The 26,609-nt window shown below is 71.2% G+C and carries 21 protein-coding genes; 20 read left to right on the forward strand and 1 reads right to left on the reverse strand.

All coding sequences use genetic code 11. The annotated features are described in order from the left end of the window. The first annotated feature begins 44 nt into the window (after window positions 1-44). The 20 genes from AC3RJ6_RS04005 (at window position 45) to AC3RJ6_RS04100 (ending at window position 26,071) form a co-directional block, all read left to right on the forward strand. Window positions 45-1,139, forward strand: a complete 1,095-nt coding sequence (locus tag AC3RJ6_RS04005) for a hypothetical protein (RefSeq protein ID WP_491425577.1) — start codon at window positions 45-47, stop codon at window positions 1,137-1,139. A gap of 111 nt (window positions 1,140-1,250) precedes the next feature. Beyond that, window positions 1,251-3,896 carry an immunoglobulin-like domain-containing protein gene (locus tag AC3RJ6_RS04010; protein ID WP_491425578.1) on the forward strand — a complete coding sequence of 882 codons (2,646 nt, stop codon included), beginning with the start codon at window positions 1,251-1,253 and terminating at the stop codon, window positions 3,894-3,896. Continuing rightward, complete coding sequence (locus tag AC3RJ6_RS04015; RefSeq protein WP_491425579.1) at window positions 3,893-4,246, forward strand: hypothetical protein; 354 nt, start codon at window positions 3,893-3,895, stop codon at window positions 4,244-4,246. The genes AC3RJ6_RS04010 and AC3RJ6_RS04015 overlap by 4 nt, the downstream gene beginning before the upstream one ends. 10 nt (window positions 4,247-4,256) lie before the next feature. Next, the gene (locus AC3RJ6_RS04020; protein ID WP_491425580.1) at window positions 4,257-5,285 is read left to right on the forward strand and encodes a LacI family DNA-binding transcriptional regulator; all 1,029 of its coding nucleotides are present in this window, start codon (window positions 4,257-4,259) and stop codon (window positions 5,283-5,285) included. After that, a complete protein-coding gene (locus AC3RJ6_RS04025; RefSeq protein ID WP_491425581.1) occupies window positions 5,282-6,844 on the forward strand; it encodes a sugar ABC transporter ATP-binding protein in 1,563 nt (520 codons plus the stop codon). Before AC3RJ6_RS04020 ends, AC3RJ6_RS04025 begins: the two co-directional genes overlap by 4 nt. A gap of 250 nt (window positions 6,845-7,094) precedes the next feature. Beyond that, the gene (locus AC3RJ6_RS04030; protein WP_491425582.1) at window positions 7,095-8,093 is read left to right on the forward strand and encodes an ABC transporter substrate-binding protein; all 999 of its coding nucleotides are present in this window, start codon (window positions 7,095-7,097) and stop codon (window positions 8,091-8,093) included. A 134-nt stretch (window positions 8,094-8,227) separates the two neighbouring features. Then, window positions 8,228-9,856 carry a sugar ABC transporter ATP-binding protein gene (locus tag AC3RJ6_RS04035; protein WP_491425583.1) on the forward strand — a complete coding sequence of 543 codons (1,629 nt, stop codon included), beginning with the start codon at window positions 8,228-8,230 and terminating at the stop codon, window positions 9,854-9,856. Next, entirely contained in the window at window positions 9,853-10,947 is a 1,095-nt protein-coding gene (locus AC3RJ6_RS04040; RefSeq protein ID WP_491425584.1) for an ABC transporter permease, read from the forward strand. The genes AC3RJ6_RS04035 and AC3RJ6_RS04040 overlap by 4 nt, the downstream gene beginning before the upstream one ends. Continuing rightward, complete coding sequence (locus tag AC3RJ6_RS04045) at window positions 10,944-12,005, forward strand: ABC transporter permease (protein WP_491425585.1); 1,062 nt, start codon at window positions 10,944-10,946, stop codon at window positions 12,003-12,005. Before AC3RJ6_RS04040 ends, AC3RJ6_RS04045 begins: the two co-directional genes overlap by 4 nt. Before the next feature lie 160 nt (window positions 12,006-12,165). Beyond that, window positions 12,166-13,215 (forward strand): LacI family DNA-binding transcriptional regulator, encoded by a 1,050-nt coding sequence (locus AC3RJ6_RS04050; RefSeq protein ID WP_491425586.1) that lies wholly within the window; start codon window positions 12,166-12,168, stop codon window positions 13,213-13,215. Window positions 13,216-13,389: 174 nt separating this feature from the next. After that, window positions 13,390-14,721, forward strand: coding sequence for an ABC transporter substrate-binding protein (locus AC3RJ6_RS04055; protein ID WP_491425587.1), 1,332 nt, complete (start codon window positions 13,390-13,392; stop codon window positions 14,719-14,721). Between the two features lie 81 nt (window positions 14,722-14,802). Beyond that, window positions 14,803-15,750, forward strand: a complete 948-nt coding sequence (locus tag AC3RJ6_RS04060; protein ID WP_491425588.1) for a carbohydrate ABC transporter permease — start codon at window positions 14,803-14,805, stop codon at window positions 15,748-15,750. Beyond that, on the forward strand, window positions 15,750-16,703 hold the full coding sequence (locus tag AC3RJ6_RS04065) for a carbohydrate ABC transporter permease (protein WP_491425589.1): 954 nt from the start codon (window positions 15,750-15,752) through the stop codon (window positions 16,701-16,703). The genes AC3RJ6_RS04060 and AC3RJ6_RS04065 overlap by 1 nt, the downstream gene beginning before the upstream one ends. 69 nt (window positions 16,704-16,772) lie before the next feature. Further along, window positions 16,773-18,284: an arabinosylfuranosidase ArfA gene (arfA, locus tag AC3RJ6_RS04070; RefSeq protein WP_491425590.1), complete on the forward strand. Its 1,512-nt coding sequence runs from the start codon at window positions 16,773-16,775 to the stop codon at window positions 18,282-18,284. A gap of 10 nt (window positions 18,285-18,294) precedes the next feature. Beyond that, window positions 18,295-19,566 carry a D-arabinono-1,4-lactone oxidase gene (locus AC3RJ6_RS04075; RefSeq protein WP_491425591.1) on the forward strand — a complete coding sequence of 424 codons (1,272 nt, stop codon included), beginning with the start codon at window positions 18,295-18,297 and terminating at the stop codon, window positions 19,564-19,566. Window positions 19,567-19,625: 59 nt separating this feature from the next. Then, the gene (locus AC3RJ6_RS04080) at window positions 19,626-20,693 is read left to right on the forward strand and encodes a LacI family DNA-binding transcriptional regulator (protein ID WP_491425592.1); all 1,068 of its coding nucleotides are present in this window, start codon (window positions 19,626-19,628) and stop codon (window positions 20,691-20,693) included. 257 nt (window positions 20,694-20,950) lie between these two features. After that, window positions 20,951-21,700 carry an L-ribulose-5-phosphate 4-epimerase gene (locus AC3RJ6_RS04085; RefSeq protein ID WP_491426223.1) on the forward strand — a complete coding sequence of 250 codons (750 nt, stop codon included), beginning with the start codon at window positions 20,951-20,953 and terminating at the stop codon, window positions 21,698-21,700. Further along, entirely contained in the window at window positions 21,697-23,409 is a 1,713-nt protein-coding gene (locus tag AC3RJ6_RS04090) for a xylulokinase (protein WP_491425593.1), read from the forward strand. Before AC3RJ6_RS04085 ends, AC3RJ6_RS04090 begins: the two co-directional genes overlap by 4 nt. Window positions 23,410-23,570: 161 nt before the next feature. Continuing rightward, entirely contained in the window at window positions 23,571-25,094 is a 1,524-nt protein-coding gene (gene araA / locus AC3RJ6_RS04095) for an L-arabinose isomerase (protein WP_491425594.1), read from the forward strand. Between the two features lie 5 nt (window positions 25,095-25,099). Next, complete coding sequence (locus AC3RJ6_RS04100; RefSeq protein ID WP_491426224.1) at window positions 25,100-26,071, forward strand: aldose 1-epimerase family protein; 972 nt, start codon at window positions 25,100-25,102, stop codon at window positions 26,069-26,071. 27 nt (window positions 26,072-26,098) lie between these two features. On the opposite strand, the gene AC3RJ6_RS04105 is transcribed toward AC3RJ6_RS04100, so the two are convergent. Then, a complete protein-coding gene (locus AC3RJ6_RS04105) occupies window positions 26,099-26,530 on the reverse strand; it encodes a DUF1761 domain-containing protein (RefSeq protein WP_491425595.1) in 432 nt (143 codons plus the stop codon). Between the last annotated feature and the right edge of the window lie 79 nt (window positions 26,531-26,609).

Here is a 26,609-nt window from a genome sequence, read left to right on the forward strand (position 1 = left end):
ACGACGGATCGGCCGATGCCGGCCGAGGAACTGGAGAGAAGCAGATGAGCACAGGTGCCGCCTCGACGACGCGCGTCCGTATCGTGGACCGGTCGCGCCTCCTCCGTGCGCTCGTCGTCGTCGCCGCCGTCTCGATGGGCGCCGGCGGTGCGTTCGCGACCGCGGGCACGGCCGCCGCGCAGGAAGCGGCACCCGTGTCGTGGTCGGTCACGCCGGCCGACGCGAGCGGTCCCGACGGCCGATTCTCGATCGAGCACGAGCTCGACCCGGCGGCGAGTGTCGACGACCACCTCGCGGTGCGCAACCTCGGCGCTGAGGAGGTCACGTTCGCGCTCTCCGCCGCCGACGGCTTCTACAACGACGACGGCCGGTTCGACATGCTGCCCTCGGGCCAGGAGTCGGTCGACTCGGGCACCTGGATCGCGTTGCCGGAATCGGTCACGGTGCCGGCCGGCGGCACGGCCGTCGTGCCGTTCACCGTGACCGTGCCCGGCAACGCCGAACCGGGCGACCATGCCGCGGGCATCGCGGCGTCGGTCATGTCGACGAACTCGGGCGACGGCGCCACCGTCGGCGTCGAGAGCCGTGTCGGCTTCCGGGTGATGACCCGGGTCACCGGCGAACTCGAGCCCGACTTCTCGGTGCGGCAGGTGAGCGCCGACTACCGCACCTCGTGGAACCCACTCCGTCCGGGCGACCTCATCGTCTCGTTCGATGTCGTCAACGAGGGCAACACCCGGCTCTCGGTCGCCGGAGTCGTCGAGGTCGCCGGCCGGTCGGTCGCCGTCCCGGCGGCGACCGACCACCCCCAGGACATCCTGCCCGGGGAACGCCACGCGTTCACGGTCGAGGTCGACCGGGTCTGGCCGCTCTTCGGGTTCCCCGGGGAGATCGTCGTCTCGCCGAGCTCGACCACTGCCGCGGGCGAGCCGACGGCGGTCGCGCCGAGCTCGACCGCGCTCTTCGTCTGGGCGATGCCCTGGCCCCAGTTGCTCGTGCTCGCCGGGCTCGTGCTCATCATCGCGGCGCTCGCGTGGCGCCGCGGGCGCTCGAAGCGCCGCCTCGACACGCTGCTCGCCGAGGCCCGCGAGGAGGGGCGCCGGAACGCGACACGGGAAGGGGCCGACACCGTCGCATGAGGCGCCACCCGTTCGAACACGCGGTACCACGCAGGGGCCGATGGCCGGCCTCGTGGCGTTCGCTCTCGCATGCCTGCCCGGCGTGCCCCCCTCGGATCGGAAGGAAGTCAGATGGTTGAGGAAACACCGACTCGGAACGAGCCCCGCGCGCGTCGCTCGCGGCGATGGCTCGCGGGCGCGACCGGCGCCCTGCTCGCGGCGGGCGGTCTCGCGCTCGCCGGCCCCGGCGCGGCGTCGGCCGTCACGGACGGCTCGCTGCTCGTGTCGTACGACTTCGCCGAGACGTCGGGCACGACCGTGCACGACCTGTCGGGCACGGGGCACGACGGCACGGTCGTCGGCGGTGAAGCCTGGCACAACGGCTACCTGCAGCTCAACGGGGCGAACTACGTGAAGCTGCCCGACGGGCTGCTCGCGGGTGAGTCGGCGGCGACGATCGTGGTCGAGACGAACCCGACCGCGCTGAGCGGTGCCAAGTTCCTCTGGAACATCGGCGGTTCGGGCGAGGGTGCGACGGGGCAGTTCTTCATCCAGCCGGTCGCGCCGCGTGTCGCGATCACCAAGACGAACTGGTCGGCCGAGCAGTCGGTCACCTCGACCACCAAGATCGCCCAGGGCCGCTGGCAGTCGGTCGCGGCGACGATCGCGAAGAACGCCGACGGGGTGACGTCGACGTTGCGGCTCTTCATCGACGGGGCGCTCGTCGCCGAGAAGACCGACTCGACGACGAACCTCAGCGACCTCGCCACCCACACGATGAACTTCCTCGGCAAGAGCGCGTACGCCGCCGACTCGCTGTACCAGGGCGGGGTCTCGGCGTTCCGGGTCTACGACGAGGCGCTCACCGCCGCCGAACTCGGTGCCCTCGCCGAGACCGACGCACAGGCCTCGGCCGATGAGACGGCCGCCGCGCTCGACCTCGACGCCGTCAACGACCAGGACCTGGCGAAGGTCGACACCGACCTCGTGCTGCCGACGAGCGGAGGCGTGACGTGGTCGTCGTCGCCCGCGGGAATCATCGCCGCCGACGGAACCGTCACGCTCCCGGCATCCCCGACCGAGGTGACCCTCACGGCCACCGCGACCGTGCGCGGCACGACCGCGACCAAGCAGTTCACGGTGACCGTGCTCGCCGCCCCGACCCCGACCGAGGCCGCCGAGCGCGACCTCGCGGCGATCGCGCTCGCGAACGCCGGCGACGTGCGCGGCGACCTCACGCTGCCGGCGACCGGCTCGCGGTTCGGCTCCACGTTGAGCTGGAGCTCGTCGGCGCCCGAGATCGTCGACGTCACGGGCACGGCGACCGTCGCCCCCGGCGTCGTCACCCGCCCCGCCGACGGCGACACGACCGTCGTGCTCACCGTGACGGCGACGAACGGCGGCGCGACGGCGACGCGCGAGATCCCCCTCACGGTGCGCAGGGCGCACGCACTCGCGACGACCACCGACTACCTCTTCGCGCACTTCACGGGCACCGAGGGCAGCGCGAGCGACGAGCAGATCTACTTCGCCACGAGCCGCGACGCGGCGACGTTCACCGACACCCGCGCCAACGGAAGCCCCGTGCTCTCGCTCAGCAAGGGGCAGGGCGACGGCGGCGTGCGCGACCCCTTCGTCGTGCGCTCGCCCGAAGGCGACCGGTTCTTCGTGATCGCGACCGACCTGAGCATCTACTACCGGGGCGGCTGGGGCAACGCGAACGCGACCGTCACCGGGTCGAAGGACCTCGTCGTGTGGGAGTCGACCGACCTCGTGAACTGGAGCGAGCCGCGCTTCGTCGACGTGGCGAGCGCGATTCCGAACGCCGGCATGGCGTGGGCGCCCGAGGCGATCTGGGACGAGACGACCCAGCAGTACTTCGTCTACTGGGCCACGCGCGCCGACGGCAACACCGAGCTCGGCGACAGCGTCGACGTGTACCTGTCGACGACGCGCGACTTCCGCACCTTCTCGACCCCGGTCAAGTGGATCGACCGCCAGGGGTCGATCATCGACACCACCGTGATCAAGGTCGGCGACTGGTTCTACCGCGCCTCGGGCGACGGGCAGATCACGATCGAACGCTCGAAGCGGCTCGACGCGGTCACGACCTCCGCCACGGCGAAGACCACCGGCACCGACGACGAGTGGGTGCTCGTCGGCACGCTGCAGTCGATCCTCAGCGGCAGCGGCACCTGCTCGGGCGGCACGAACTACACGGGCGCCTGCCTCGAGGGTCCCGAGTTCTTCGAGTACAACGACGACGACCGCGGCGCGGCCGAACAGCTGTGGGGCCTGCTCGCCGACCAGTACGCCGCGGGTCGCGGCTACCTGCCCTTCCGCACGACCGACCTCGGCTCGGCGTCGGCGTCGGCCTGGTCGAAGGCGAGCGGCGTGAACCTCGGCACGCTCAAGAAGCGCCACGGCGGGATCCTGCCGATCACGGCGCAGGAGTACCAGCGCGTCATGTTCCACTACGCGGGCGTCGGAACCGACCCCGACCTCGCGATCGAGGCGAGCACGACCTCGCGCTGCGTCGCGGGCAAGGTGACGCTCGTCGTCTCGGCGAAGAACGCCGACACCCGGGCCGCCGACGTCACGATGACCACGCCGTTCGGTGCGAAGACCTTCGCGGCCGTGCATCCGGGCAAGACGGTCTCGCAGGCGTTCGCCACGAGGCTCGCGGCGATCGGCGCGGGATTCGCCGACGTCTCCGCCTCGGCGAACGGCGCGAGCGCCGACGTCAATGCGGCGTACGGCGCACGGGACTGCGGATGATCGCACTGCGCCCGGTGGTGATCGCGCTGCTGCTCGTCGTGAGCGGCGGCGCGATCGCCGCGCCCGCGGGTCCCGCCGCAGCGGTCGCCGCCCCCGCCGCGGTGAGCGCCGCCCCCGCCGCTGCGGCCGACGAGGGCGGTGCTTCCGGCGCGGTCTCGATCGGCGTCACGATCGCCCCGCGCGACCTCTGCGCCGGCATCCGGCCGCCGTGCAGATGCGCCGACGGCATGCCGACCCTGCCGCCCGGGCTCGTCAAGAAGGGCGGCGAGACGGGCCCGCCCGGCCTGCTGCAGAAGCCCGGCAAGCCGAAGCCCGATTGGTGCGGGACTGCCGCCGCCCCGAACGAATAGGCTGTTGCCCGTGAGTGACCTCGAGACGGGCGAGCGCCCCGAGAAGCTCGGCATCCGCGAGGTCGCCGCGCTCGCCGGTGTGTCGCACATGACCGTCTCGCGCGTGCTCAACGGGCACCCGAACATCCGCCCGGCGACCCGCCAGCGGGTGCTCGACGTCATCAACGAGCTCGACTTCAAGCCCAACAGCGCCGCGCGGGCGCTCGCGACCCAGCGCACGCAGCGCATCGGCGTCATCGTCGACAGTGCGGTCGAGTTCGGGCCGACGAGCACCCTGCGGGGGCTCGAGCTCGCGGCACGATCGGCGGGGTACTCGGTGACGTCGGTCGCCATGCAGGACGACGCCGAGCTGACGCCCGAGAGCGCCGTCAGCCACCTCATCGCCGAGGGCGTCGACGCGCTCTGCATCGTCGCGCCGCGGTCGTCGTCGGTCTCGGCGCTGCGCCGCATCTCGATCGACGTCCCGGTGCTCGTCGTCAAGGCGGCCAAAGACCCGAGCTTCCTCACCGTGAGCGTCGACCAGCAGCTCGGCACGACGCTCGCCGTCGACCACCTGGTCGCGCTCGGGCACCGCGACATCCTCCACATCTCGGGGCCGCTCGACTGGCTCGAGGCACGCGGCCGCGAACGCGCGTTCCACGCCCGCATCGAACAGTGGGGCCTCAAGGAGCGCCCCGTCGTCGTCGGCGACTGGACGGCCGACTTCGGCTACGACTACGCGGCAGGGCTCAAGGGCGTTCCCGAGTACACGGCGGTGTTCGCGGCGAACGACGAGATGGCGATCGGGGTCATCCACGGGTTGCACGATCGCGGCATCCGCGTACCCGATGACGTGAGCATCGTCGGCTTCGACGACCTGCCGCTCGCGCGGCACGTCATCCCGCCGCTCACGACGGTGCGACAAGACTTCCACGCGCTCGGCGCGAAGGCGATGGAGGTGCTGCGCGCGGCCCTCGAGGGGCGCGAGATCCCGCAGCGTTCGAAGATCCCGTCGGAGCTCGTCGTGCGGGCGTCGACGGCGGCGCCGAGGTCGTCATGACCGAGCAGGATGCCGCGGCGCAGACGGCTCCCGAGCGCGAGCCGGTCGTCGAGATGACCGGCATCACGGTCGAGATCGACGGCACGCAGGTGCTGCACGGGGTCGACCTGCGGCTCTACGCCGGCGAGGTGCACGCGCTCATGGGCGGCAACGGCGCGGGCAAGTCGTCGATGGTGAAGGCCCTCACGGGCGCCTACCGCATCGACGGCGGCGAGGTGCGCATCTCGGGGGAGCGGGTGGTGCTCTCGGGGCCGGCGGCTGCCGAGGCGGCGGGCGTGGCGGCGGCCTTCCAGGACGTCGACCTGTGCGGCAACCTCTCCATCGCCGAGAACATCATGATCGGGCACGAGGAGCGCCGCTGGTACGGCATCTCGTGGCGAGCCACCCGCCGCAGGGCGGTGGCCGTGCTCGACGAGCTCGGCCTCGGCGACCTCGACCCGCGCCAGTCGGTGTCGGCGCTGGCCCCGCCCATCCAGCAGCTCGTCGCCATCGCCCGGGCGATGGTCACCCACCCCAAGGTGCTCGTGCTCGACGAACCCACGTCGAGCCTCGACGCCGACGAGGTCGCGACCCTGTTCCGGGCGCTGCGGCGGTTGCGCGAGCACGGCGTCGCCATCCTCTTCGTCTCGCACTTCCTCGAGCAGGTGTACGCGATCAGCGACCGGATCACGGTGCTGCGCGACGGCTCCGGGCAGGGCGAGTACCGCACGCGCGAGCTCGATCGGGCCGAGCTGATCTCGAAGATGATCGGCAAAGACCTGGCCGAGCTGCGACGCATCGGCTCCGAGCGCCGCGCGCATCGCGCCGACCCGACCGGCGAGCCGGTCTACCGGGCGACCGGCGTCGGCCGCCGCGGCGAGTTCGAGGCGACCGATTTCGAGCTGCATCGCGGCGAGGTGGTCGGTCTCGGCGGGCTGCGCGGCTCGGGTCGCAGCGAGCTCGGGCAGCTGCTCGCCGGCGTCGCTCGCCGCGACACCGGCACGATCGAGGTCGACGGCCGGCCGGTCGCGCTGCCCAATCCGGCGGCGGCGCTCCGACGCCGCATCGCCTTCGCGAGCGAGGACCGCCGCGACGGCGGCATCATCGAGGAGCTCAGCGTGCGCGAGAACATCGTGCTCGCGCTGCAGGCGATCCGCGGCTGGGCCCGCCCCATCTCGCGCGCGGAGCGCGACGCCCTCGTCGACCGCTACATGGAGTCGCTCGCCATCGTCGCCCCGGGTCCCGACGCACCGGCCCGCCAGCTCTCGGGCGGCAACCAGCAGAAGGTGCTGCTCGCTCGGTGGCTCGCGACCCGACCGCACGTGCTCGTGCTCGACGAGCCGACGAGGGGCGTCGACATCGCGGCCAAGGTCGAGATCCAGGCGCGCGTCGCCGAGATGGCGAGAGAGGGCGTCGCCGTCGTGTTCATCTCGTCGGAGCTCGACGAGGTCGTGCGGCTCAGCGACCGCATCGCGATCCTCAAGGACCGGCGCAAGATCGGCGAGGTCAGCAACGGTCCGGGCCTCAGCGTCGACACGATCATCGAGATGATCGCGGCCGACGACGAGGACGACGCCTGAGCGCAGACCCTCATCCGACCTGATCCTCCGCCCCGCCGAGCCGCGCAGACGTGCGCGTGACCCGTTCGGGGGCGGCGTGCGGCCACGTGTCCCGAATGTTATGTTTCCGGGAACAATTCGCTTGCGTTCCAGATTTTGTTCCCGGTAACATCACTCGTGCGACACGCATCGAGCGTCGTTGCAATCACCCGAAGCCCCCCACCCGGGCAGTAACCGGCGCATGATCGCCGGGTCTCAAGGAGGAGATCACATGTCAGTTCAGAGGCGATTCGCGAAGGTCCTCGGCCTGGCGGCCGTCGGCGCGATCAGCATCAGCCTCGCCGCGTGCTCGAGCGGCGGCAGCGGCGACAGCGCATCGGGCAGCGAGGGCGACCTCACGACCGTCGGCTTCGTCGCGGTCGGCCCCGAGGGCGCCTGGCGCGAGGCGAACGAGAAGAACATCCAGGAGACGTTCACCGAGGACGCCGGCTTCGAGCTGAAGTACGCGCCCGCGACGAACCTCGACCAGAAGTCGCAGATCGACGCGTTCACGTCGTTCGTCGACGAGGGCGTCGACGTCATCCTGCTGTCAGCCACCGAGGCCTCCGGCTGGGAGGACTCGCTGAAGCGCGCGCAGGAGGCGGAGATCCCCGTGATCCTGCTCGACCGCGGCATCGAGCCCGACGACACGAGCCTCTACGTGACCCGCATCGCGCCCGACAACGTCGAGGTCGCGAAGGAGGTCGGCGCCTGGGCCGTCGAGCAGTTCCCCGACGGGGGCAACTACATCACCCTCGAGGGCCCCGCGGGCGTCGGCGTCGTGAACGAGCGCAACGAGGGCTGGGACGCCTCGGTCGACGGCTCGAAGCTCGTCGAGGTCGCCGCGCAGACCGCGAACTGGTCGGCCGAAGAGGGCAAGAGCGTGACCGAGACGCTGCTCAAGGCGAACAACAACGACGTGCAGCTCATCTTCGCGCAGAACGACGAGATGGGCCTCGGCGCGGCGCAGGCCGTCGAAGAGGCGGGCCTGAAGCCCGGCACCGATGTCAAGATCGCCACGATCGACGGCACCGCTGCCGCGATGGAGGCGCTCGCCAACGGCCAGCTCAGCTACGTGCACGAGTACAACCCGCTCTTCGGCGAGACCGCCCTCGACGTCGTGAACAAGACGCTCGACGGCGAGTCGGTCGACTCGTACATCATCGTGCCGAGCGAGGCGTTCGACTCGCCCGAGGCCGCCCAGGCCGTGCTCGCCGACCGCAAGTACTGATCGGTCGAGCCCACCTCCGGCTGGAGTACGCACGAGTACGGCGGTGCGGGTCTGCTTCCACAGCGGCCCCGCACCGCTCCGGTTCCCACGAAACGGGTCGTGACGACGCGACCCAGTCACAGGATGCGATTCTCATGAGTGAAGCACTGCCCATCGTCGAGATGCGCGACATCTCGATCGAGTTCCCGGGCGTCAAGGCGCTGGACGGTGTGGACTTCCGCCTCTTCCAGGGCGAGGTCCACGCGCTGATGGGCGAGAACGGCGCCGGCAAGTCGACGCTCATCAAGGCGCTCACGGGCGTCTACCGCATCGACGGCGGCTCGATCGTCGTCGCGGGCCAGGAGCGCCAGTTCCACGGCACGGCCGACGCGCAGAATGCGCGGATCTCGACCGTGTACCAGGAGGTGAACCTGGTCACCAACCTCTCGATCGGCGAGAACGTGATGCTCGGGCACGAGGTGCGCGGCGCGTTCGGCGTCAACTGGAAGGCCACCCACAAGGCCGCCACCGAAGCGCTCGCCCGGCTCGGGCTCGAGCACCTCGACACCCACAAGCCCCTCTCGACGCTGTCCATCGCCATGCAGCAGCTCGTCGCGATCAGCCGGGCGATGGCGATCAAGGCGAAGGTCCTCATCCTCGACGAGCCGACCTCGAGCCTCGACGCGGCCGAGGTCGAGGGCCTCTTCCGCGTCATGAGGACCCTGCGCGACGAGGGCGTCGCCATCCTCTTCGTCTCCCACTTCCTCGACCAGATCTACGCGATCAGCGATCGCATCACGATCCTGCGCAACGGCCGCTACGAGGGCGAGTACCTCACGCGCGACCTCGACCGGCACGCGCTCATCTCGAAGATGATCGGCAAGGACCTGAACGTGCTGTCCTCGTTGGGCGGCAACCGCCGCGTCGAGGAGCGCGACTACTCGGCCGAGGAACCCCTGCTCACCGCGAAGGGGATCGGCCGTCGCGGCTCGATCGAGCCCACCGATCTCGACATCCACCCCGGCGAGGTCGTGGGCTTCGCAGGCCTCCTCGGCTCGGGGCGCACCGAGCTCGCCCGCCTGCTCTACGGCGCGGACCGCGTCGACGAGGGCGCCATCACGCTGCGCGGCAAGCGTGCCGAGATCAAGGATCCCGCCGACGGACTCGCCAAGCGCATCGCGTTCTCGACCGAGAACCGGCGCGACGAGGGCATCATCGGCGACCTCACGATCCGAGAGAACATGATCCTCGCGGTGCAGGCCGAGCGCGGTTGGGCGCGCCCGATGTCGCGCAAGGAGCAGGACGAGATCGTCGACCGGTACATCACCGCGCTCAACGTGCGCCCCGCCGACCCGAACCGGCTCATCAAGAACCTCTCCGGCGGCAACCAGCAGAAGGTGCTGCTCGGCCGCTGGCTCGCCACGAAGCCCGACCTGCTCATCCTCGACGAGCCGACCCGCGGCATCGACGTCGGTGCGAAGGCCGAGATCCAGGAGGCGGTCGCCCGGCTCGCCGAAGACGGCGTCTCGGTCGTGTTCATCTCCTCCGAGCTCGAAGAGGTCGTGCGGCTGAGCGAACGCATCGTGGTCCTCAAGGACCACCAGAAGATCGGCGAGATCGTGAACGGCCCCGGGGTGACGGCGCAGCAGGTCGTCGACGTCATCGCCGCGCACGGTGTGGAAGCCGCCGCCCGCAGTGGCATCATCGATGCCGAGGACGACCTGCACCCGACCGCCTCGACCATCAACGGGCTCGAGCCCGAGCTGACGGAGGAACACTCATGAGCACCGCCGCTCGATCCACCTGGCTGCACGACCTCGTGCGCAAGCCGTTCTTCTGGGGCGTGGTCGCGATCATCGCGCTCCTGCTGCTCAACGTCGTGAAGGACCCGACCTACCTGGCGATCTCGGTCAACCCCGACAACGGCAACCTCGTCGGCAACCTCGTCGACATCCTCCGCGCCTCGGCGCCGATCCTCATGATCGCCGTCGGCATGTCGCTCGTGATCGCCACCGGCGGCATCGATCTCTCGGTCGGCTCGGTGATGGCGGTGTCGGGCGCGGTCGCGATGGTGTTCATGAAGGACGCCGGACAGTCCGGTTCGCTCGGCGTTGCCCTCGCCGCCATCGGGCTCGCGCTCGCCGTGAGCGCCGTGCTCGGCGTCGTGAACGGCGTGCTCGTCGCCTACATCGGCCTGCAGCCCTTCATCTCGACGCTCATCATGATGCTCGCGGGGCGCGGCATCGCGAAGGTCATCACCGAGGGGCAGAACACCTCGGCGACGAACGATCCGTTCCGCTGGCTCGCCAACGGCTTCATCGTCGGCCTTCCCGTCGTGTTCCTCCTCGCGCTCGCGATCGTCGGCATCGTCGGGCTCGTGGTCCGCCGCAGCGCCCTCGGCCTCATGATCGAGGCGATCGGCATCAACCCGAAGGCGAGCCGCATGGCCGGCATCCGGCCGAGCGGGCTGCTGCTGACGGTCTACGTGCTGAGCGCCGTGCTGGCGGGCATCGCGGGCATCATGTCGGTCGGCACCGTGATGACGGTCGACGTCTCCCGCACCGGCTACCAGATGGAGCTCGACGCGATCCTCGCGGTCGTCATCGGCGGCACGTCGCTGTCGGGCGGCAAGTTCTCGATCGGCGGCGCCGTGGTCGGCGCCCTGCTCATCGCGACGCTCGACAAGACCGTGGTGTTCCTCGGCATCTCGTCGTCGGCGACGCCCGCGTTCAAGGCGATCGTCATCGTCGTGCTCTGCCTGCTGCAGTCCGACCGGGTGCGCAGCTGGTTCGTGCAACGTCGGAAGCCGCCGAGGGAGCGACCCGTCCCGAGCGTCGTCGCCACCGAGGGCGCGAAAGAGGAGGTGCCGGCATGACCGCGCTGCAGTCCCCCCGTCTCGAGACCCCGGCCGAGGCATCCCCGCTCTCGCGCCTGTGGGAGCGCGTGAAGCGCGTGATCGCGTCGAACCCCTCGGTGCTTCCGACCGCGGCGGCGATCGTGATCTTCATCGGCATGGTGATCTACGGCGAGGTGGCCTACGGCCGCATCGTGCAGTACAACACCCTGTCGAACCTGCTGATCAACAACGCGCACCTCATCATCCTCGCGGTGGCGATGACGTTCGTGATCCTGACGGGCGGCATCGACCTGTCGGTGGGGTCGGTCATCGCGCTGTCGAGCGTCGCGGGGGTCATGCTCTCGAACGCGGGATGGAACCCGTGGGTCGTGATCGTGCTGATGATCCTCATCGGCACGGCGTTCGGCCTCGCGAGCGGCATCCTCATCCAGTACTTCAACGTGCAGCCGTTCATCGCGACGCTCGCCATGATGTTCCTGGGCCGTGGTCTCGCCGCGCTGCTCAGCACGCGGCCCGAGCGGCTCGCCGACGACTCGCCGATCCTGTGGCTCGGCGAGCAGTTCAAGGTCATCGACGGCGAGAAGGTGAACGACGTCGTCATCACGCCGGGCGTCGTCATCGCCGTGCTGGTCGTCGCCGTCGCGTTCTTCGTGCTCCACCGCACCCGCACGGGCCGCACCGTCTACGCGATCGGCGGCTCCGAGAGCTCGTCGTCGCTCATGGGGCTCGCGGTGCCGCGCACCAAGGTGCTCGTGTACGTCATCAGCGGCACGCTCGCGGGCGTCTCGGCGGTCGTGTACACCTCGCGGCTCGGCATCGCGCAGAACATCACCGGCATCGGCTGGGAGCTCGACGCGATCGCCGCGACCGTCATCGGCGGCACGCTGCTCACGGGCGGCTACGGCTACGTGCTCGGGTCGGTCGTCGGCGCCCTCGTGCTCGGGCTCATGAACGTGCTCATCACCCGCGACGGCGGCATCCCGCCCGAGATGACGACGATCATCACCGGCGGCATCCTGCTCGTGTTCGTGCTGCTGCAGCGGGCGGTGACGTCGAAGCGGCGCACGACGACCTAGCGCGGTTCCTCGACGTCCCCGGCGCGTTCGCGACGGCGAGGGCGGATGCCTCGCGGCATGCGCCCTCGCCGCCCGACGTCGCGGAGACTGACGCCGCGCGCCGGCACCGGATCACAACGTTGTACAGTGACTCCATCCGAGTTCGGCGAGGGAGGGCGCGATGGCGGTCACGCTGCACGACGTCGCCCGGCTCGCCGGGGTGTCGATCAAGACGGTCTCGAACGTCATCAACGACTACCCGCACATCCGGCCCGCGACGCGCGAGAAGGTCGAGCGGGCGATCGCCGAGCTCGGCTACACGCCGAACCTGACGGCGCGCAGCCTGCGCTCGGGCCGCAGCGGTGCGATCGCCCTCGCCGTGCCCGACCTCGCCCTCGCCTACTTCGCGGAGCTGGCCGCCTCGGTCATCGCCGCGGCCGAGGCGTCGGGGCTCGTCGTGCTGGTGGAGCAGACGGGCGGCGACCGCGATCGCGAGCTCGAGCTGCTGCGCAGCCCGCGCCTGAAGATGACCGACGGGCTCATCTTCAGCGCGCTCGGCCTCGGGCAGGACGACGCCGACGTGCTCGACGTGCCGTACCCGCTCGTGCTGCTCGGCGAGCGCATCTTCGATGGTCCGACCGACCACGTCACGATGCAGAACGTCGCGGCGGCCAGGGCCGCGACCGAGCACCTCATCGCCGGCGGGCGGCGCCGCATCGCGGTCGTCGGCGTGCACGAGGGCGAGGTGATCGGCTCCGCCGGGCTGCGCCTGCGCGGCTATCACGAGGCGCTCGAGGCGAGCGGCATCGCGTTCGACGAGGCGCTCGTCGGACCCTCGATGGCCTGGCACCGCGAGAGCGGCGCGCGCGCGATGCGCGAGATCCTCGCCCGCGGTGTGCCGTTCGACGGGGTGTTCGCGATGAACGACACCCTGGCGCTCGGCGCGATGCGCGCCCTGCTCGAGGCGGGGCGCCGCGTGCCCGACGACGTCGCTGTGATCGGCTTCGACAACATCGACGAGGCGCAGTACACGGTGCCGTCGCTGTCGACGATCGACCCCGGACGGGAGTGGATCGCGAAGACCGCCGTCGGCACGCTGCTCGAGCGCATCGAGCTCGGGGCGGGGGCCGGCGGTCCGCGCACCCGCCTCGCCGACTTCTCGGTGATCGCGCGCGAGTCGGCGCCCGTGGGCGCGCCCGCGCAGGCGGCGATCGCGTCCGTCGCCGGCTGACCGTCGCGCCGAGCGTCCCGGTGAGGTTGACACGTCGCCGACCGCCGGGCATCATGTCCGTTACAACGTTTACGTACAACGTTGTAAATCCAGCGGATCCCCCCGACCGCGCCGATGTGGGCGCGGCGGCCCCAGAGACACCGGTGTCCCCACCGCGAGAGGAAGCACAGCACAATGAAGTCGAAGTTCCTGGCCGTGGGCGGCGTCGTCGCCGTCAGCGCGGCCGCGCTCACCGGCTGCTCGGCCGGCGGCGCCGAAGAGGCGTCCTGCACCAACAAGATCGTCAACGCCGACGCGACGCAGGTCAGCGTCTGGGCCTGGTACCCGGCCTTCGAAGACGTCGTCGACCTGTTCAACGAGAACCACGACGACGTGCAGATCTGCTGGACGAACGCCGGCCAGGGCAACGACGAGTACACGAAGTTCTCGACGGCCATCGAAGCCGGGTCGGGCGCGCCCGACGTCATCATGCTCGAGAGCGAGGTGCTCTCGAGCTTCTCCATCCGCGACGCGCTCGTCGACCTCACCGAGTACGGCGCGAACGACGTGAAGGCCGACTACACCGACGGCGCCTGGAAGGACGTCTCGAGCGGCGAGGCGGTCTTCGGCATCCCCGTCGACGGCGGCCCCATGGGCATGCTCTACCGCAAGGACATCCTCGACCAGTACGGCATCGCCGCCCCCACCACGTGGGACGAGTTCAAGGCCGCCGCCCAGCAGCTGAAGGACGCGGGCGCGCCCGGGGTGCTCGCCGACTTCCCGACGAACGGCCGCGCGTACAACCAGGCGCTGTTCGCCCAGGCCGGTTCGGTGCCCTACGTCTACGACAGCGCGAACCCGACCGAGATCGGCATCGACGTGAACGACGACGGCTCGAAGCAGGTGCTCGCCTACTGGGACGAGCTCGTGAAGGGCGGACTCGTCGCCACCGACGACGCGTTCACCGCCGACTACAACACCAAGCTCGTCGACGGCTCGTACGCGATCTACGTCGCCGCGGCCTGGGGCCCCGGCTACCTGCAGGGCCTCTCCGACGCCGACAGCGACGCCGAGTGGCGTGCGGCGCCGGTGCCGCAGTGGGACCCGGCGAACCCCGTGCAGATCAACTGGGGCGGCTCGACCTTCGCGGTGACGAGCCAGGCGAAGGACAAGGAGGCCGCAGCAGTGGTCGCCAAGGAGATCTTCGGCACCGAGGAGGCGTGGAAGATCGGCATCGAGCAGGCCGCGCTCTTCCCGCTGTGGAAGCCGATCCTGGAGTCCGACTACTTCCGCGACCTCGAGTACCCGTTCTTCGGCGGCCAGCAGATCAACAAGGACGTCTTCCTCGAGGCGGCGGCCGGCTACCAGGGCTTCACGTTCAGCCCCTTCCAGAACTACGCCTACGACCAGCTCACCGAGCAGCAGTTCGCGATGGTGCAGGGCGAGAAGACCTCCGACCAGGCGCTCGACGACCTGCAGGCCTCGCTCGAGAAGTACGCCACCGAGCAGGGCTTCACCCTCCAGTGATCCGGCGGGGTGGATGCCGCGGGCTCGCGCCGCGGCATCCACCCACCGGCCGACCGACCGTCTCGACGAGGAGAACGAGCCATGACCACCCAGACCAGCGTCGCCGCACCCGCGGTGCCGCGTCGCCGGGCGCCGCGCGCCGGCGGATCCACCCTCCTGCGCCGACGGCAGCGCTGGGGCTGGCTCTTCGTCTCGCCGTTCCTCGCCGTCTTCGCGCTGCTGCTCGTGTTCCCGCTGGCGTACGCGTTCGGCATGAGCCTGTTCACCTCGACGCTCGCCACGGGCACCGAGTTCACGGGCGTCGGCAACTACGTGAAGGCGTTCACCGACCCGCTGTTCCTCGAGGGCATGCTTCGGGTGCTCGCGTTCGCGGTCGTCATGATCCCCGCCCAGCTGATCGTCGCGATCGCCGCGGCGCTCGTGCTCGACACGCTCGCGACGAAGCTCTCGAAGCTCTCGCGACTGCTCATCTTCGCGCCCTACGCCATCCCCGGCGTCATCGGGGCGCTCATGTGGAGCTTCCTCTACAGCCCCCGCTTCGGCCCCGCCGGTACGCTCTTCGAACTCGTCGGGCTGCCGACGCCCGACTTCCTCGCACCGGGCACGATCTTCGGCAGCCTCGTGAACATCGTCACGTGGCAGTGGGCCGGCTACTACATGGTCGTGATCTACGCCGCGCTGCGCGCGATCGACCCGTCGATCTACGAGGCGGCGCGCATCGACGGCGCGAACGGCTGGCAGACCGCGCTGCGCATCAAGGTGCCGATGATCGGGTCGTCGATGGTCATGATCATCATGTTCGCGCTCATCGGCACCCTGCAGTTCTTCACCGAGCCGGTCGTGCTGCGCAACGTCGCCCAGGGGGCGATCGACGCGGCCTACACGCCGAACATGTACGCGTACTCGCTGGCCTTCTCGTACAGCCAGTTCAACTACGCCTCGGCGATCGCCTTCTCGCTCGGCGCACTCGTCTTCGCCGGGTCGTTCGTGTTCCTGTTCCTCACCCGCAAGCAGAGCGGACTGAAGTGATGTCGATCCTCACCCAGCGCACCGACGCGGCCGAGCCGCTCACCACCGCGACCGGCGTGCCGTCGCACGTCGACCGCAGCGTCCACGGCCGGCGCGGCCGCGGCGGCCGGTCGGGCGGCCGGCGCATCGGCTCGCACGTGTTCCTCGTGATCCTCGCGATCTACTTCGTGGTTCCGATCTGGTGGCTCGTCGTGGCCGCCACGAAGGACACGGCGGGACTGTTCTCGAGCCCCGCGTTCTGGTTCTCGGGCGACTTCGCGCTGTTCTCGAACATCGCCGAGCTGTTCACCCACCAGGGCGGCATCTACTGGCGCTGGCTCGGCAACTCGTTCGTGTACGCCTTCGCGGGCGGCATCGGCGCGACCGTGCTCGCGATCCTCGCCGGGTACGGCTTCGCGAAGTACGACTTCCGCGGCCGCGGCGCCGTGTTCACCGTCGTGCTCGGCTCGGTCATGGTGCCGCTCACGGCGCTCGTGATCCCGACGTTCATGCTGCTCAGCCAGTACGGCATCATCAACACGCCGTGGGCCGTCATCCTGCCGAGCCTCCTGAGCCCGTTCGGCGTCTACCTCATGCGGGTCTACACGCAGGACGCCGTGCCCGACGAGATGCTCGAGGCCGCCCGCATCGACGGGGCGGGCGAGCTGCGCACCTTCTTCCAGGTCGCGCTGCCGCTGCTGCGCCCGGCGATCGTGACCGTGCTGCTGCTGTCGGTCGTGGGCACCTGGAACAACTTCTTCCTGCCGCTCGCCGTGCTCACCGACCCGCAGCTGCTGCCCGTCACCGTGGGCCTCAACCGCTGGACCGCGCTCTCGAACGCGGGCGCCGGCGGCGAGCAGGTCTGGAACCTCATCACCTCGGGCGCGTTCATCTCGGTGCTGCCGCTCATCCTCTCCTTCCTCTTCCTCCAGCGGTACTGGCAGGGCGGCCTCTCGGTCGGCTCGATCAAGTAGCGCAGCGGGCGGGATGCCTCTGCCGAGGCATCCGCCCCCTCGAACCACCTCGAAACAGAAAGCACCCGCATGCCCAGCGCACATCTCACCATCGACCCGCACTTCACGGTCGGTCGCATCGACCGCCGCGTCTTCGGCGGCTTCGTCGAGCACCTCGGCCGGCACGTCTACGACGGCATCCACGAGCCGGGCCACCCGACGGCCGACGCCGAGGGCTTCCGCGCCGACGTCGTCGAGCTCGTGCAGGAGCTCGGGGTCTCGACCATCCGGTACCCCGGCGGCAACTTCGTGTCGGGCTTCCGCTGGGAGGACTCGGTCGGCCCCCGCGACGAGCGCCCGCGCCGACTCGACCTCGCGTGGCACTCGACCGAGACCAACGAGGTCGGCCTGCACGAGTTCTCGTCGTGGCTCGACAAGGTCGGCTCGGAGCTCATGCTCGCCGTCAACCTCGGCACGCGCGGCACGCTCGAGGCGCTCGACCTGCTCGAGTACGCCAACCTCGCGGGCGGCACGGCGCTGTCGCAGCGTCGCATCGACAACGGCCGCACCGACGCGTTCGGCGTGAAGATGTGGTGCCTCGGCAACGAGATGGACGGCCCCTGGCAGCTCGGGCACCGGTCGGCCGACGACTACGGCAAGCTCGCGTCGCAGACCGCGAAGGCGATGCGCCAGCTCGACCCGTCGATCGAGCTCGTCGTCTGCGGGTCGTCGAGCGCGCACATGCCGACGTTCGGCGAGTGGGAGCGGGTCGTGCTGACGCATGCCTACGACGACGTCGACTACATCTCGTGCCACGCCTACTACGAGGAGAAGGACGGCGACCTCGGCTCGTTCCTCGCCTCGGCCGTCGACATGGACGGCTTCATCGAGACGGTCGTCGCGACGGCCGACCACGTGAAGGCCGTGCGCGGCAGCTCGAAGACCGTGAACATCTCGTTCGACGAGTGGAACGTGTGGTACCTCTCGCGGTTCCAGAACGTCGACAAGATCGAGGGCCTCGACAACTGGCCGGTCGCGCCGCGCCTGCTCGAGGACGTCTACTCGGTCGCCGACGCGGTCGTGTTCGGCAACCTCCTGATCTCGCTGCTGAAGCACGCCGATCGCGTGACCTCGGCGAGCCTCGCGCAGCTCGTCAACGTGATCGCGCCGATCATGACCGAGCCGGGCGGGCCGGCCTGGCGGCAGACCACGTTCTTCCCGTTCGCGCTCACCTCGCGACTCGCACAGGGCGCGGCCCTCGAGCTCAAGCTCGACGCCCCCACCTACGAGACGAAGGAGTACGGCGTCGTGCCGCTCGTCGACGCCGTCGCGACCCACGACGAAACGACGGGCCGCTCGGCGGTGTTCCTCGTCAATCGCTCGACGACCGAGCCGCTCGAGGTGACCGTCGACCTCGCCGCCCTCGGCGACGTCTCGCTGCTCGAGTCGCACACGCTCGCCGACGACGACGTGTACGCGAAGAACACGCTCGCCGAGCCCGAGCGGGTCGCGCCGCGCGCCAACGAGTCGGTGCGCATCGAGGGCGGGGCGCTCACCGTGACCCTGCCGCCGGTGTCGTGGACGGCGCTGTCACTCGGGTGATGATGGCTGCATGAGCGAGCGCAATTGGGCCGGCAATCTCGAATACCGTGCCGCGCGAGTCGTGCGCCCGAAATCGGTCGACGAGCTCCGCGAGCTCGTCGCCGGCTCGAACGGCCCGTTCCGCGCGCTCGGATCGCGGCACAGCTTCAACGACCTCGCCGATACGGCGGGCACCCATATCGAGACCGACGGCCTGCCGGCCGTCGTCGACTCGGGCAGCGCGCCCGGGGCGGTGCGCATCTCGGGCGGGCTGCGCTACGGCGCGCTCGCGGCGGGGCTGCACGCGCGCGGACTCGCCCTCGCGAACCTCGCCTCGCTGCCGCACATCTCGGTGGCGGGGGCCGTCGCGACGGGCACCCACGGCTCGGGCGACCGGCTCGGCTCGCTCGCGAGTGCGGTGCGCTCGATCGGGATCATCGGCGGCGACGGCGAGGCCAGGAGCCTCACGCGCGGCGACGCCGACTTCGACGGCGCGGTCGTGAACCTCGGCGCCCTCGGCGTGGTCGTCGCCCTCGAGCTCGAGGTCGAGCCGACGTACGACGTCGCCCAGCGGGTGTTCGACGGCCCCCGCTGGGACGCCGTGCTCGCCGACCTCGACCGGGTCACCTCGCTCGCGACGAGCGTGAGCGTCTTCACCACCTGGCAGGGCACCGAACGGGCCGACCTGCTCTGGCTCAAACAGCGAACGGATGCCTCGGGGCCGGGCGCCGACGGCGAGGCATCCGCCTTCGTCGTCGACGTGCTCGGCGCGACGGCCGCGGCCGAGCCGAGGCATCCCGTGCCGGGCGGCGAGACCCGGGCGACGACGGAGCAGCTCGGCGCGCCGGGGCCGTGGCACGAGCGGCTGCCGCACTTCCGGCTTGCCTTCACGCCCTCCGCGGGGGAGGAGCTGCAGTCGGAGTATCTCGTGCCGCGCGACGACGCGATCGCGGCGATCGAGGCGGTGCGCTCGCTCGCCCACATGATCTCGCCGCTCCTCCTCGTGTGCGAGATCCGCACCGTCGCCGCCGACCGGCTGTGGCTGAGCTCGTCGTACGGGGCCGACGCCGTCGGCATCCACTTCACGTGGCGGCGCGAGCAGGCCGCGGTCGAGGCGCTCCTGCCGAGGATCGAGGCGGCGCTCCCGGCGACCGCGCGTCCGCACTGGGGCAAGCTCTTCGCCCTGCCCGGCGAAGAGGTGCGCCGGCGCTACCCGCGGTGGCACGACTTCGCCGCGCTGCGGGAGCGCTTCGATCCCGAGCGCCGCTTCGCGAACGCCTATCTCGAGCGACTCGGGTTGTGACGGATCCTGCCGCCTGACCGGTCACGGTGGTCGTACACTCGGGCGATGGAGGTGACGGGGTGAGCGACGTCGAGCACGAGACGCCTGAGACGCCCGCGGCGGCCACGGGTGATCGCCGGCCGGCGCGCGCCGTCGGCGTACGCGAGGTCGCGGCGCTCGCCGGCGTCTCGCGGCAGACCGTCTCGCGCGTGCTCAACGACCACCCCGAGGTCGCAACGGCGACGAAGGAGCGCGTGCTCGCGGCGATGCACGAGCTCGACTACCGCATGAACAACGCGGCGCGCGCGCTCGGCACGAAGCGGTCGCACACGCTCGGGCTGCTGGCCTCCGACGCGTTGCAGTACGGGCCGTCGCGCAGCATCGCCGCCGTCGAGTCGGCGGCGCGGGCCGCCGGCTACTGGGTCAGCGCGGCCTTCGCCGACTCGGGGGATGCCGCGTCGGTCGCGGCCGCCGTCGTGCACCTGCAGGCGCAGGGGGTCGAGGGGCTCGTCGTCGTCGCGCCGCACGCGCGAACGATCGAGGCGCTGTCGGCGCTCGAGATCGGCGTGCCGGTCGTCACGCTGCACTCGGCCGGCCACGGCGCGAACAGCTTCTCGGTCGATCAGGTCGCCGGTGCCAGGGCCGCGGTCGGCTGCCTCGCCGACGCGGGCCACCGCCGCATCGCGCACCTCGGCGGGCCGGCCGACTGGCTCGAGGCCGAGGCGCGTCGCACGGGCTACCTCGCCGAGCTGGCCGCGCGCGGCATCGAACCGGGTGCGATCTTCGCCGGCGACTGGACCGCCCGCTCCGGTCACGAGGCGACCGCCGCCGTGATCGACTCGGGAGCGACCGCGGTGTTCGTCGCGAACGACCAGATGGCGCTGGGGCTGCTCGGCGGCCTCCGCGAGGCGGGCGTCGACGTGCCGGGGCGGGTCAGCCTCGTCGGGTTCGACGACATCCCCGACGCCGCCTACCTGTGGCCTCCGCTGACGACCGTGCGGCAGGACTTCGAGGAGCTCGCCCACCGCGCCGTCGACGCGGTGCTCGCCGCGGCGAGCAGTGGGGCGGTCACTGCGGGCGAGCCCGGCGCCGAGCGCATCGTGCCCGAACTCGTCGAGCGCGCGTCGGTCACTCCGCCGCATCCCTGATCGAAGTGCCGCCGTTCGCCGTCGACGCGGCGCGCGCCCGCTCGCGAGTGGCGTCGTGCCCGCTCGCGATGTCGTGGAGCCCGGTTCGCGAGCGTCGGACGAATCGCTCGACACGCCGTGCCGGAGCCGACGACGCGCCGCGCACAGGTCGGAAGTTCCTCCACTTCGCCGCCGACCCGGCTTGACGCACCCGCGCGGCCATGGTTCCATGTTCCGTGACCGGTCACAGTGACCGGTCACGGAACCAAAGGTCGCACATCGTGAGCAATGAAGCCCAGACGCCCGCCGGGTCGCCGTCGGAACCGCCGTTCACCCCCGACGTCGAGGCCGCGATCGCCCGAGTGCGCGCCGACGTCGCCCGACTGCACGGCGAGCTCACCCGCAACGGCCTCGTGGTGTGGACGGGGGGCAACGTGTCGGGCCGGGTGCCGGGCGCCGAGCTCTTCGTGATCAAGCCGTCGGGCGTGGTCTACGACGACCTCGCGCCCGAGAACATGATCCTCTGCACGCTCGACGGCGAGGTCGTGCCGGGCACGCCGGGCAGTGACCGCAGCCCGTCGAGCGACACCGCCGCGCACGCCTACGTCTACCGCAACATGCCCGAGGTCGGGGGAGTGGTGCACACCCACTCGACCTTCGCCGTCGCCTGGGCGGCGCGCGGCGAGGAGATCCCGTGCGTGATCACGGCGATGGCCGACGAGTTCGGCGGGCCGATCCCCGTGGGCCCCTTCGCGATCATCGGCGACGACTCGATCGGCCGCGGCATCGTCGAGACCCTGGCCGGTCACCGCTCGCGGGCGGTGCTCATGCAGAACCACGGACCGTTCACGATCGGCACCGACGCGAAGGACGCCGTGAAGGCGGCGGTCATGGTCGAGGACGTCGCGCGCACCGTGCACTACGCCCGCGAGGCCGGCGAGCTGATGCCCATTCCGCAGGAGGCGATCGACCGGCTCTACGACCGGTACCAGAACGTCTACGGACAGGCGGGGGACGCGCGGCGATGAGCGAGTCCACCGGCACCGCGACCACCGGCACGGATGCCTCCGCGCAGGCGATTCTCGACGGGCGCACGGCGCTCGGCATCGAGCTCGGCTCGACCCGCATCAAGGCCTGCCTCGTCGACGCCGACGACCCGACCCGGGTGCTCGCGGTCGGCAGCCACGAGTGGGAGAACGAGTTCACCGACGATCGCCGCTGGACCTACCCGCTCGACGCGGTCTGGTCGGGGCTGCAGGCCGCCTACGCGGAGCTCGTCGACGACGCCGAACGCCGCCACGGTGCCCGGCCGACGACGTACGGCGTGATCGGCGTCTCGGCGATGATGCACGGCTACCTCGCGTTCGACGCGCAGGGCGAGCTGCTCGTGCCGTTCCGCACCTGGCGCAACACGTCGACGGGCCGGGCGGCGGCCGAGCTGAGCGCGGCGTTCGGGCTCAACATCCCGCTGCGCTGGTCGATCGCGCACCTGCACCAGGCGGTGCTCGACGCCGAGCCGCACGTCGACCGCATCGACTTCTGCACCACCCTGGCCGGTTACGTGCACTGGCGTCTCACCGGCCGCAGAGTGCTGGGAATCGGGGACGCCTCGGGCATGTTCCCGATCGATTTCGCCACGGGCGGTTACGACGCCGGGCTGCTCGCGCGCTACGACGACCTCGCCGTCGAGCCGGCCGGGCGCGCCGGTCGCGGTCGCGGGATGCGGGTCGCCGAGCTGCTGCCCGAGGTGCTCGCCGCGGGCGAGCCTGCGGGCGCCCTCACCGCCGAAGGAGCCCGCCTGCTCGACCCGACCGGCGCCCTCGTGCCCGGTATCCCGCTGTGCCCGCCCGAGGGCGACGCCGGCACGGGCATGGTCGCGACGAACTCGGTCGCACCCCGCACGGGCAACGTGAGCGCGGGCACGAGTATCTTCGCGATGGTCGTGCTCGAACGCCCGCTCGCGAGCGCGCACCACGAGGTCGACCTCGTCACGACGCCCGCGGGCGACCCCGTCGCGATGGTGCACTGCAACAACGGCGCCTCCGAGCTCGCCGCCTGGGCGGGCCTGTTCGAGCGGTTCGCGGTCGCGGTCGGCGCGACCCGCGACGGGGCGCCGGTCGACCGCGACGAGGTGTTCGGGGCGCTCTTCCGCGAGGCGCTCGACGGCGAGCCCGACGCGGGCGGCCTGCTCGCCTACAACACGCTCGCCGGCGAGCCGATCGCCGGGCTCGACGAAGGTCGGCCGATGGTCGTGCGCACGCCCGACAGCCGGTTCACGCTCGCGAACTTCATGCGCGCCCAGCTCTACGGCGTCTTCGGCACGCTCGCGCTCGGCATGCGCGTGCTCGACGGCGAGGGCGTCGAGATCGACCGCATGTTCGCGCACGGCGGCATCTTCCGTACGGCGGGCGTCGCGCAGCGCTTCCTCGCCGGCGCGCTCGACGCCCCGGTCGCGGTCGGCGAGACCGCTGCCGAGGGCGGGGCGTGGGGCATCGCGGTGCTCGCCGCCCACCTCCGCGAGCGGGCGGCGGGCGGGGATGCCCCGCTCGGCGCCTACCTCGACGACCGCGTGTTCGCGGACTCGGCGGTCGAGATCGTCGAGCCCGAGGCATCCGACGTCGCCGGGTTCACCGCCCATCTCGAGCGCTACCGCGCGGGCCTCGCCGCCGAGGCGGCCGCGGTGCGCGCGCTCGCGCCGACCCAGACCCCTCCAGACGAGTCGACGAAACGTAAGTAGTCGGCTTCGGTGGCCGCGGCGCGCCACCACCGTTCCGGCGGGGGCCCCGCGCCCCCGCCGGACTCGGACCCGGAGCCGCCGGATCGAGTAGGCGCCCTGCGCCGTATCGAGATCATCCGAACCAGATCGACCGCATCAGCAGACCAGCAGAAGGAACGCGCATGACCCGCACGAAGCTCACCACCTCGCTCGACGGCTACGAGGTCTGGTTCCTCACGGGCAGCCAGCACCTCTACGGCCCCGAAACCCTCGCGCAGGTCGCCGAGCAGTCGCGCGCGATCGCCGAGCAGCTCGACGCGGCCGCCGACGTGCCCGTCAGGATCGACTGGAAGCCGGTGCTCACCGACTCGGCCGCGATCAAGCGCACCGCGCTCGAGGCGAACGCCGACGACCGGGTCATCGGCCTCGTCGCCTGGATGCACACGTTCAGCCCGGCCAAGATGTGGATCGCCGGACTCGACGCGCTGCAGAAGCCGCTCGCGCACCTGCACACGCAGGCGAACGTCGAGCTGCCGTGGAGCGACATCGACTTCGACTTCATGAACCTCAACCAGGCCGCGCACGGCGACCGCGAGTTCGGGTACATCCAGACCCGGCTCGGCGTGCCGCGCAAGACGATCGTCGGGCACGCCTCCGACCCGCTCGTGCAGCGCGAGCTCGGCACCTGGCAGCGCGCCGCCGCCGGCCTCGCCGCGTCGCGCGACCTGAAGCTCGCCCGGTTCGGCGACAACATGCGCTACGTCGCCGTCACCGAGGGCGACAAGACCGAGGCCGAACTGCGGCTCGGCGTGCAGGTCAACACGTGGGGCGTCAATGAGCTCGCCGCCGCCGTCGCCGAGGCGTCCCAAGCCGACATCGACGCGCTCGTCGCGGTCTACGAGGCCGAATACGACGTCGCCCCCGAGCTGCGCCGCGGCGGCGACCGGCACCAGTCGCTGCGCGACGGCGCGGCGATCGAGCTCGGCCTGCGCTCCTTCCTCGAGGAGGGCGGCTTCGGCGCGTTCACGACCTCGTTCGAAGACCTCGGCGAGCTGAAGCAGCTGCCGGGCCTCGCCGTTCAGCGGCTCATGGCCGAGGGCTACGGCTTCGGCGCCGAGGGCGACTGGAAGACCGCCGTGCTCGTGCGCATCGCGAACGTGATGGGCGCGGGCCTGCCCGGCGGGGCGAGCCTCATGGAGGACTACACCTACGACCTCACCCCGGGCGACGAGCTCATCCTCGGCGCGCACATGCTCGAGGTCTCGCCCTCGCTCACGACGGCGAAGCCGACGCTCGAGGTGCACCCGCTCGGCATCGGCGGCAAGGACGACCCGGTGCGCCTCGTCTTCACCGCCGACCCCGGCCCCGCCGTGGTCGTCGCGATGAGCGACCTGCGCGACCGGTTCCGCCTCACGGCGAACGTCGTCGAGAACGTCGCCCCGCGCGAGGCGCTGCCGAAGCTGCCGGTCGGCCGCGCCGTCTGGAAGCCCGCGCCCGACTTCAAGACCAGCGCTGCGGCCTGGCTCACCGCCGGCGCCGCGCACCATACCGTCATGACGAACGCCGTCGGCGTCGACGTCTTCCGCGACTTCGCCGAGATGGCCGGCCTCGAGCTGCTCGTCATCGACGACGACACGACGACCGCCGAGTTCGGCCGCCAGGTGCGCTGGAACCAGGCGTACTACCGGCTCGCGCAGGGCCTGTGACGGCGATGACGACGACGGATGCCTCGGGGCGGTCGACCCCCTCCGTTGTCGTGCCCCGCTCGGGCCGGCAGTTCACGCTGACGGCCCACGGGTACACCGCCGACATCGCGAGCATCGGCGCGAGCCTGCGCGCGCTGCGCTTCGAGGGGCGCGACCTCGTCGTGCCCTTCGACGCCGACGACGTGCGACCCGGCTATCGGGGCGTGACGCTCGCGCCGTGGCCGAACCGCGTCGTCGACGGGCGATACGACTTCGCAGGGGGCGCGCATCAGCTGCCCCTCACCGAGCCCGCCCGCGGGCACGCGCTGCACGGACTCGCCGCGTGGCTCGACTTCGCGCCGCGCCTCATCGAGACCGACCGGGTCGTGCTCGGCGCGGTCGTCGAGCCGCAGGCCGGCTACCCCTTCCGCGTCGGCGTCGAGGTCGAGTACCGGCTCGACGCCGACGGGCTCGGCCAGACGGTGACCGGTCGCAACCTCGGTGCCGACGCCGCGCCGTGGGGCGCCGGCCCCCACCCGTACCTCGTCGCGGGGCCCGGCCGCGTCGACGACTGGACGCTCGAGCTGCCGGCCGCCGAGGTGCTGACCGTCACACCCGACCGGCTGAGCCCAGTCGCCGTCGAAACCGTCGCGGCGCACCCCGAGTTCGACTTCCGAACGCCGCGCGCGATCGAGGGCACGTTCATCGACCATGCCTTCACCGGCCTCGCGGCCTCGGCGACCTCCGATGCGGCATCCGCGCACCGGGTCGTGCTCACCGCGCCCGGCGGCACCGGCGTCGAAATGGCGTGGGATGCCGCCTGCCCGTGGGTGCAGGTGCACACCGCCGACACCCCGGGCGACGAGGCGACCCATCGCATCGGGCTCGCGGTCGAGCCGATGACGTGCCCGCCCGACGCGTTCAACTCGGGCGTCGACCTCGTCGTGCTCGAGCCGGGTGCCGCGCACGCGAGCGGGTGGCGGATCGCGGCCCGCTGAGACGGGGTCGCTCGCGCTGCTCGACCCTCAGACCGTGCCCTCGGGCGGCCAGACGCCGATGATGAGCGCCATCACGACGACGGTGACGAGCTCGTGCGCGATGTTCATCGTCGTGAGCGCGGAGGGTCGTCCCTCGAAGGCGTCGTGCGTGATGAAACGTGCGGCCGTGAAGCCGGCCCACAGTGCGATCGCAGTCACGATCGCCGACAGCAGGAACCCGCCGCCGTAGAAGTGCCAGGCGATCGCGACGCTGCCCGCGAGCACCCACGCCGTGATGAAGCTCACGAGCACGGTGACGACGATCGGCCCGACCGCGCTCGCGCCCGGGCGGTCCATGTCGACCTCGGCGAGCTTGGCCCACCTCGTGCCGAAGACCCCGCGGGCGTACCAGATCGAGCCGACGACCATGCTCGAGACGGTCGCGAGCAGGACGGCCCAGTAGTTGATCTCGGGAACCATGAGTTCACCCTTTCGTCGGAATGCGGCGGTGCATGACGAGCTTCTTGGCCAGAGCATAGGGGTGGCGCGGCGCGCCCGT

This window comes from Agromyces cucurbitae, from assembly GCF_058349945.1.

Bases quoted from the DNA above. Each gene is read 5' to 3' on its own strand.
- AC3RJ6_RS04005 (WP_491425577.1), top strand. From the start codon at position 45: ATGAGCACAGGTGCCGCCTCGACGACGCGCGTCCGTATCGTGGACCGG.
- AC3RJ6_RS04010 (WP_491425578.1), top strand. From the start codon at position 1,251: ATGGTTGAGGAAACACCGACTCGGAACGAGCCCCGCGCGCGTCGCTCG.
- AC3RJ6_RS04015 (WP_491425579.1), top strand. From the start codon at position 3,893: ATGATCGCACTGCGCCCGGTGGTGATCGCGCTGCTGCTCGTCGTGAGC.
- AC3RJ6_RS04025 (WP_491425581.1), top strand. From the start codon at position 5,282: ATGACCGAGCAGGATGCCGCGGCGCAGACGGCTCCCGAGCGCGAGCCG.
- AC3RJ6_RS04030 (WP_491425582.1), top strand. From the start codon at position 7,095: ATGTCAGTTCAGAGGCGATTCGCGAAGGTCCTCGGCCTGGCGGCCGTC.
- AC3RJ6_RS04035 (WP_491425583.1), top strand. From the start codon at position 8,228: ATGAGTGAAGCACTGCCCATCGTCGAGATGCGCGACATCTCGATCGAG.
- AC3RJ6_RS04040 (WP_491425584.1), top strand. From the start codon at position 9,853: ATGAGCACCGCCGCTCGATCCACCTGGCTGCACGACCTCGTGCGCAAG.
- AC3RJ6_RS04045 (WP_491425585.1), top strand. From the start codon at position 10,944: ATGACCGCGCTGCAGTCCCCCCGTCTCGAGACCCCGGCCGAGGCATCC.
- AC3RJ6_RS04050 (WP_491425586.1), top strand. From the start codon at position 12,166: ATGGCGGTCACGCTGCACGACGTCGCCCGGCTCGCCGGGGTGTCGATC.
- AC3RJ6_RS04055 (WP_491425587.1), top strand. From the start codon at position 13,390: ATGAAGTCGAAGTTCCTGGCCGTGGGCGGCGTCGTCGCCGTCAGCGCG.
- AC3RJ6_RS04060 (WP_491425588.1), top strand. From the start codon at position 14,803: ATGACCACCCAGACCAGCGTCGCCGCACCCGCGGTGCCGCGTCGCCGG.
- AC3RJ6_RS04065 (WP_491425589.1), top strand. From the start codon at position 15,750: ATGTCGATCCTCACCCAGCGCACCGACGCGGCCGAGCCGCTCACCACC.
- arfA (WP_491425590.1), top strand. From the start codon at position 16,773: ATGCCCAGCGCACATCTCACCATCGACCCGCACTTCACGGTCGGTCGC.
- AC3RJ6_RS04075 (WP_491425591.1), top strand. From the start codon at position 18,295: ATGAGCGAGCGCAATTGGGCCGGCAATCTCGAATACCGTGCCGCGCGA.
- AC3RJ6_RS04090 (WP_491425593.1), top strand. From the start codon at position 21,697: ATGAGCGAGTCCACCGGCACCGCGACCACCGGCACGGATGCCTCCGCG.
- araA (WP_491425594.1), top strand. From the start codon at position 23,571: ATGACCCGCACGAAGCTCACCACCTCGCTCGACGGCTACGAGGTCTGG.
- AC3RJ6_RS04100 (WP_491426224.1), top strand. From the start codon at position 25,100: ATGACGACGACGGATGCCTCGGGGCGGTCGACCCCCTCCGTTGTCGTG.
- AC3RJ6_RS04105 (WP_491425595.1), bottom strand. From the start codon at position 26,530: ATGGTTCCCGAGATCAACTACTGGGCCGTCCTGCTCGCGACCGTCTCG.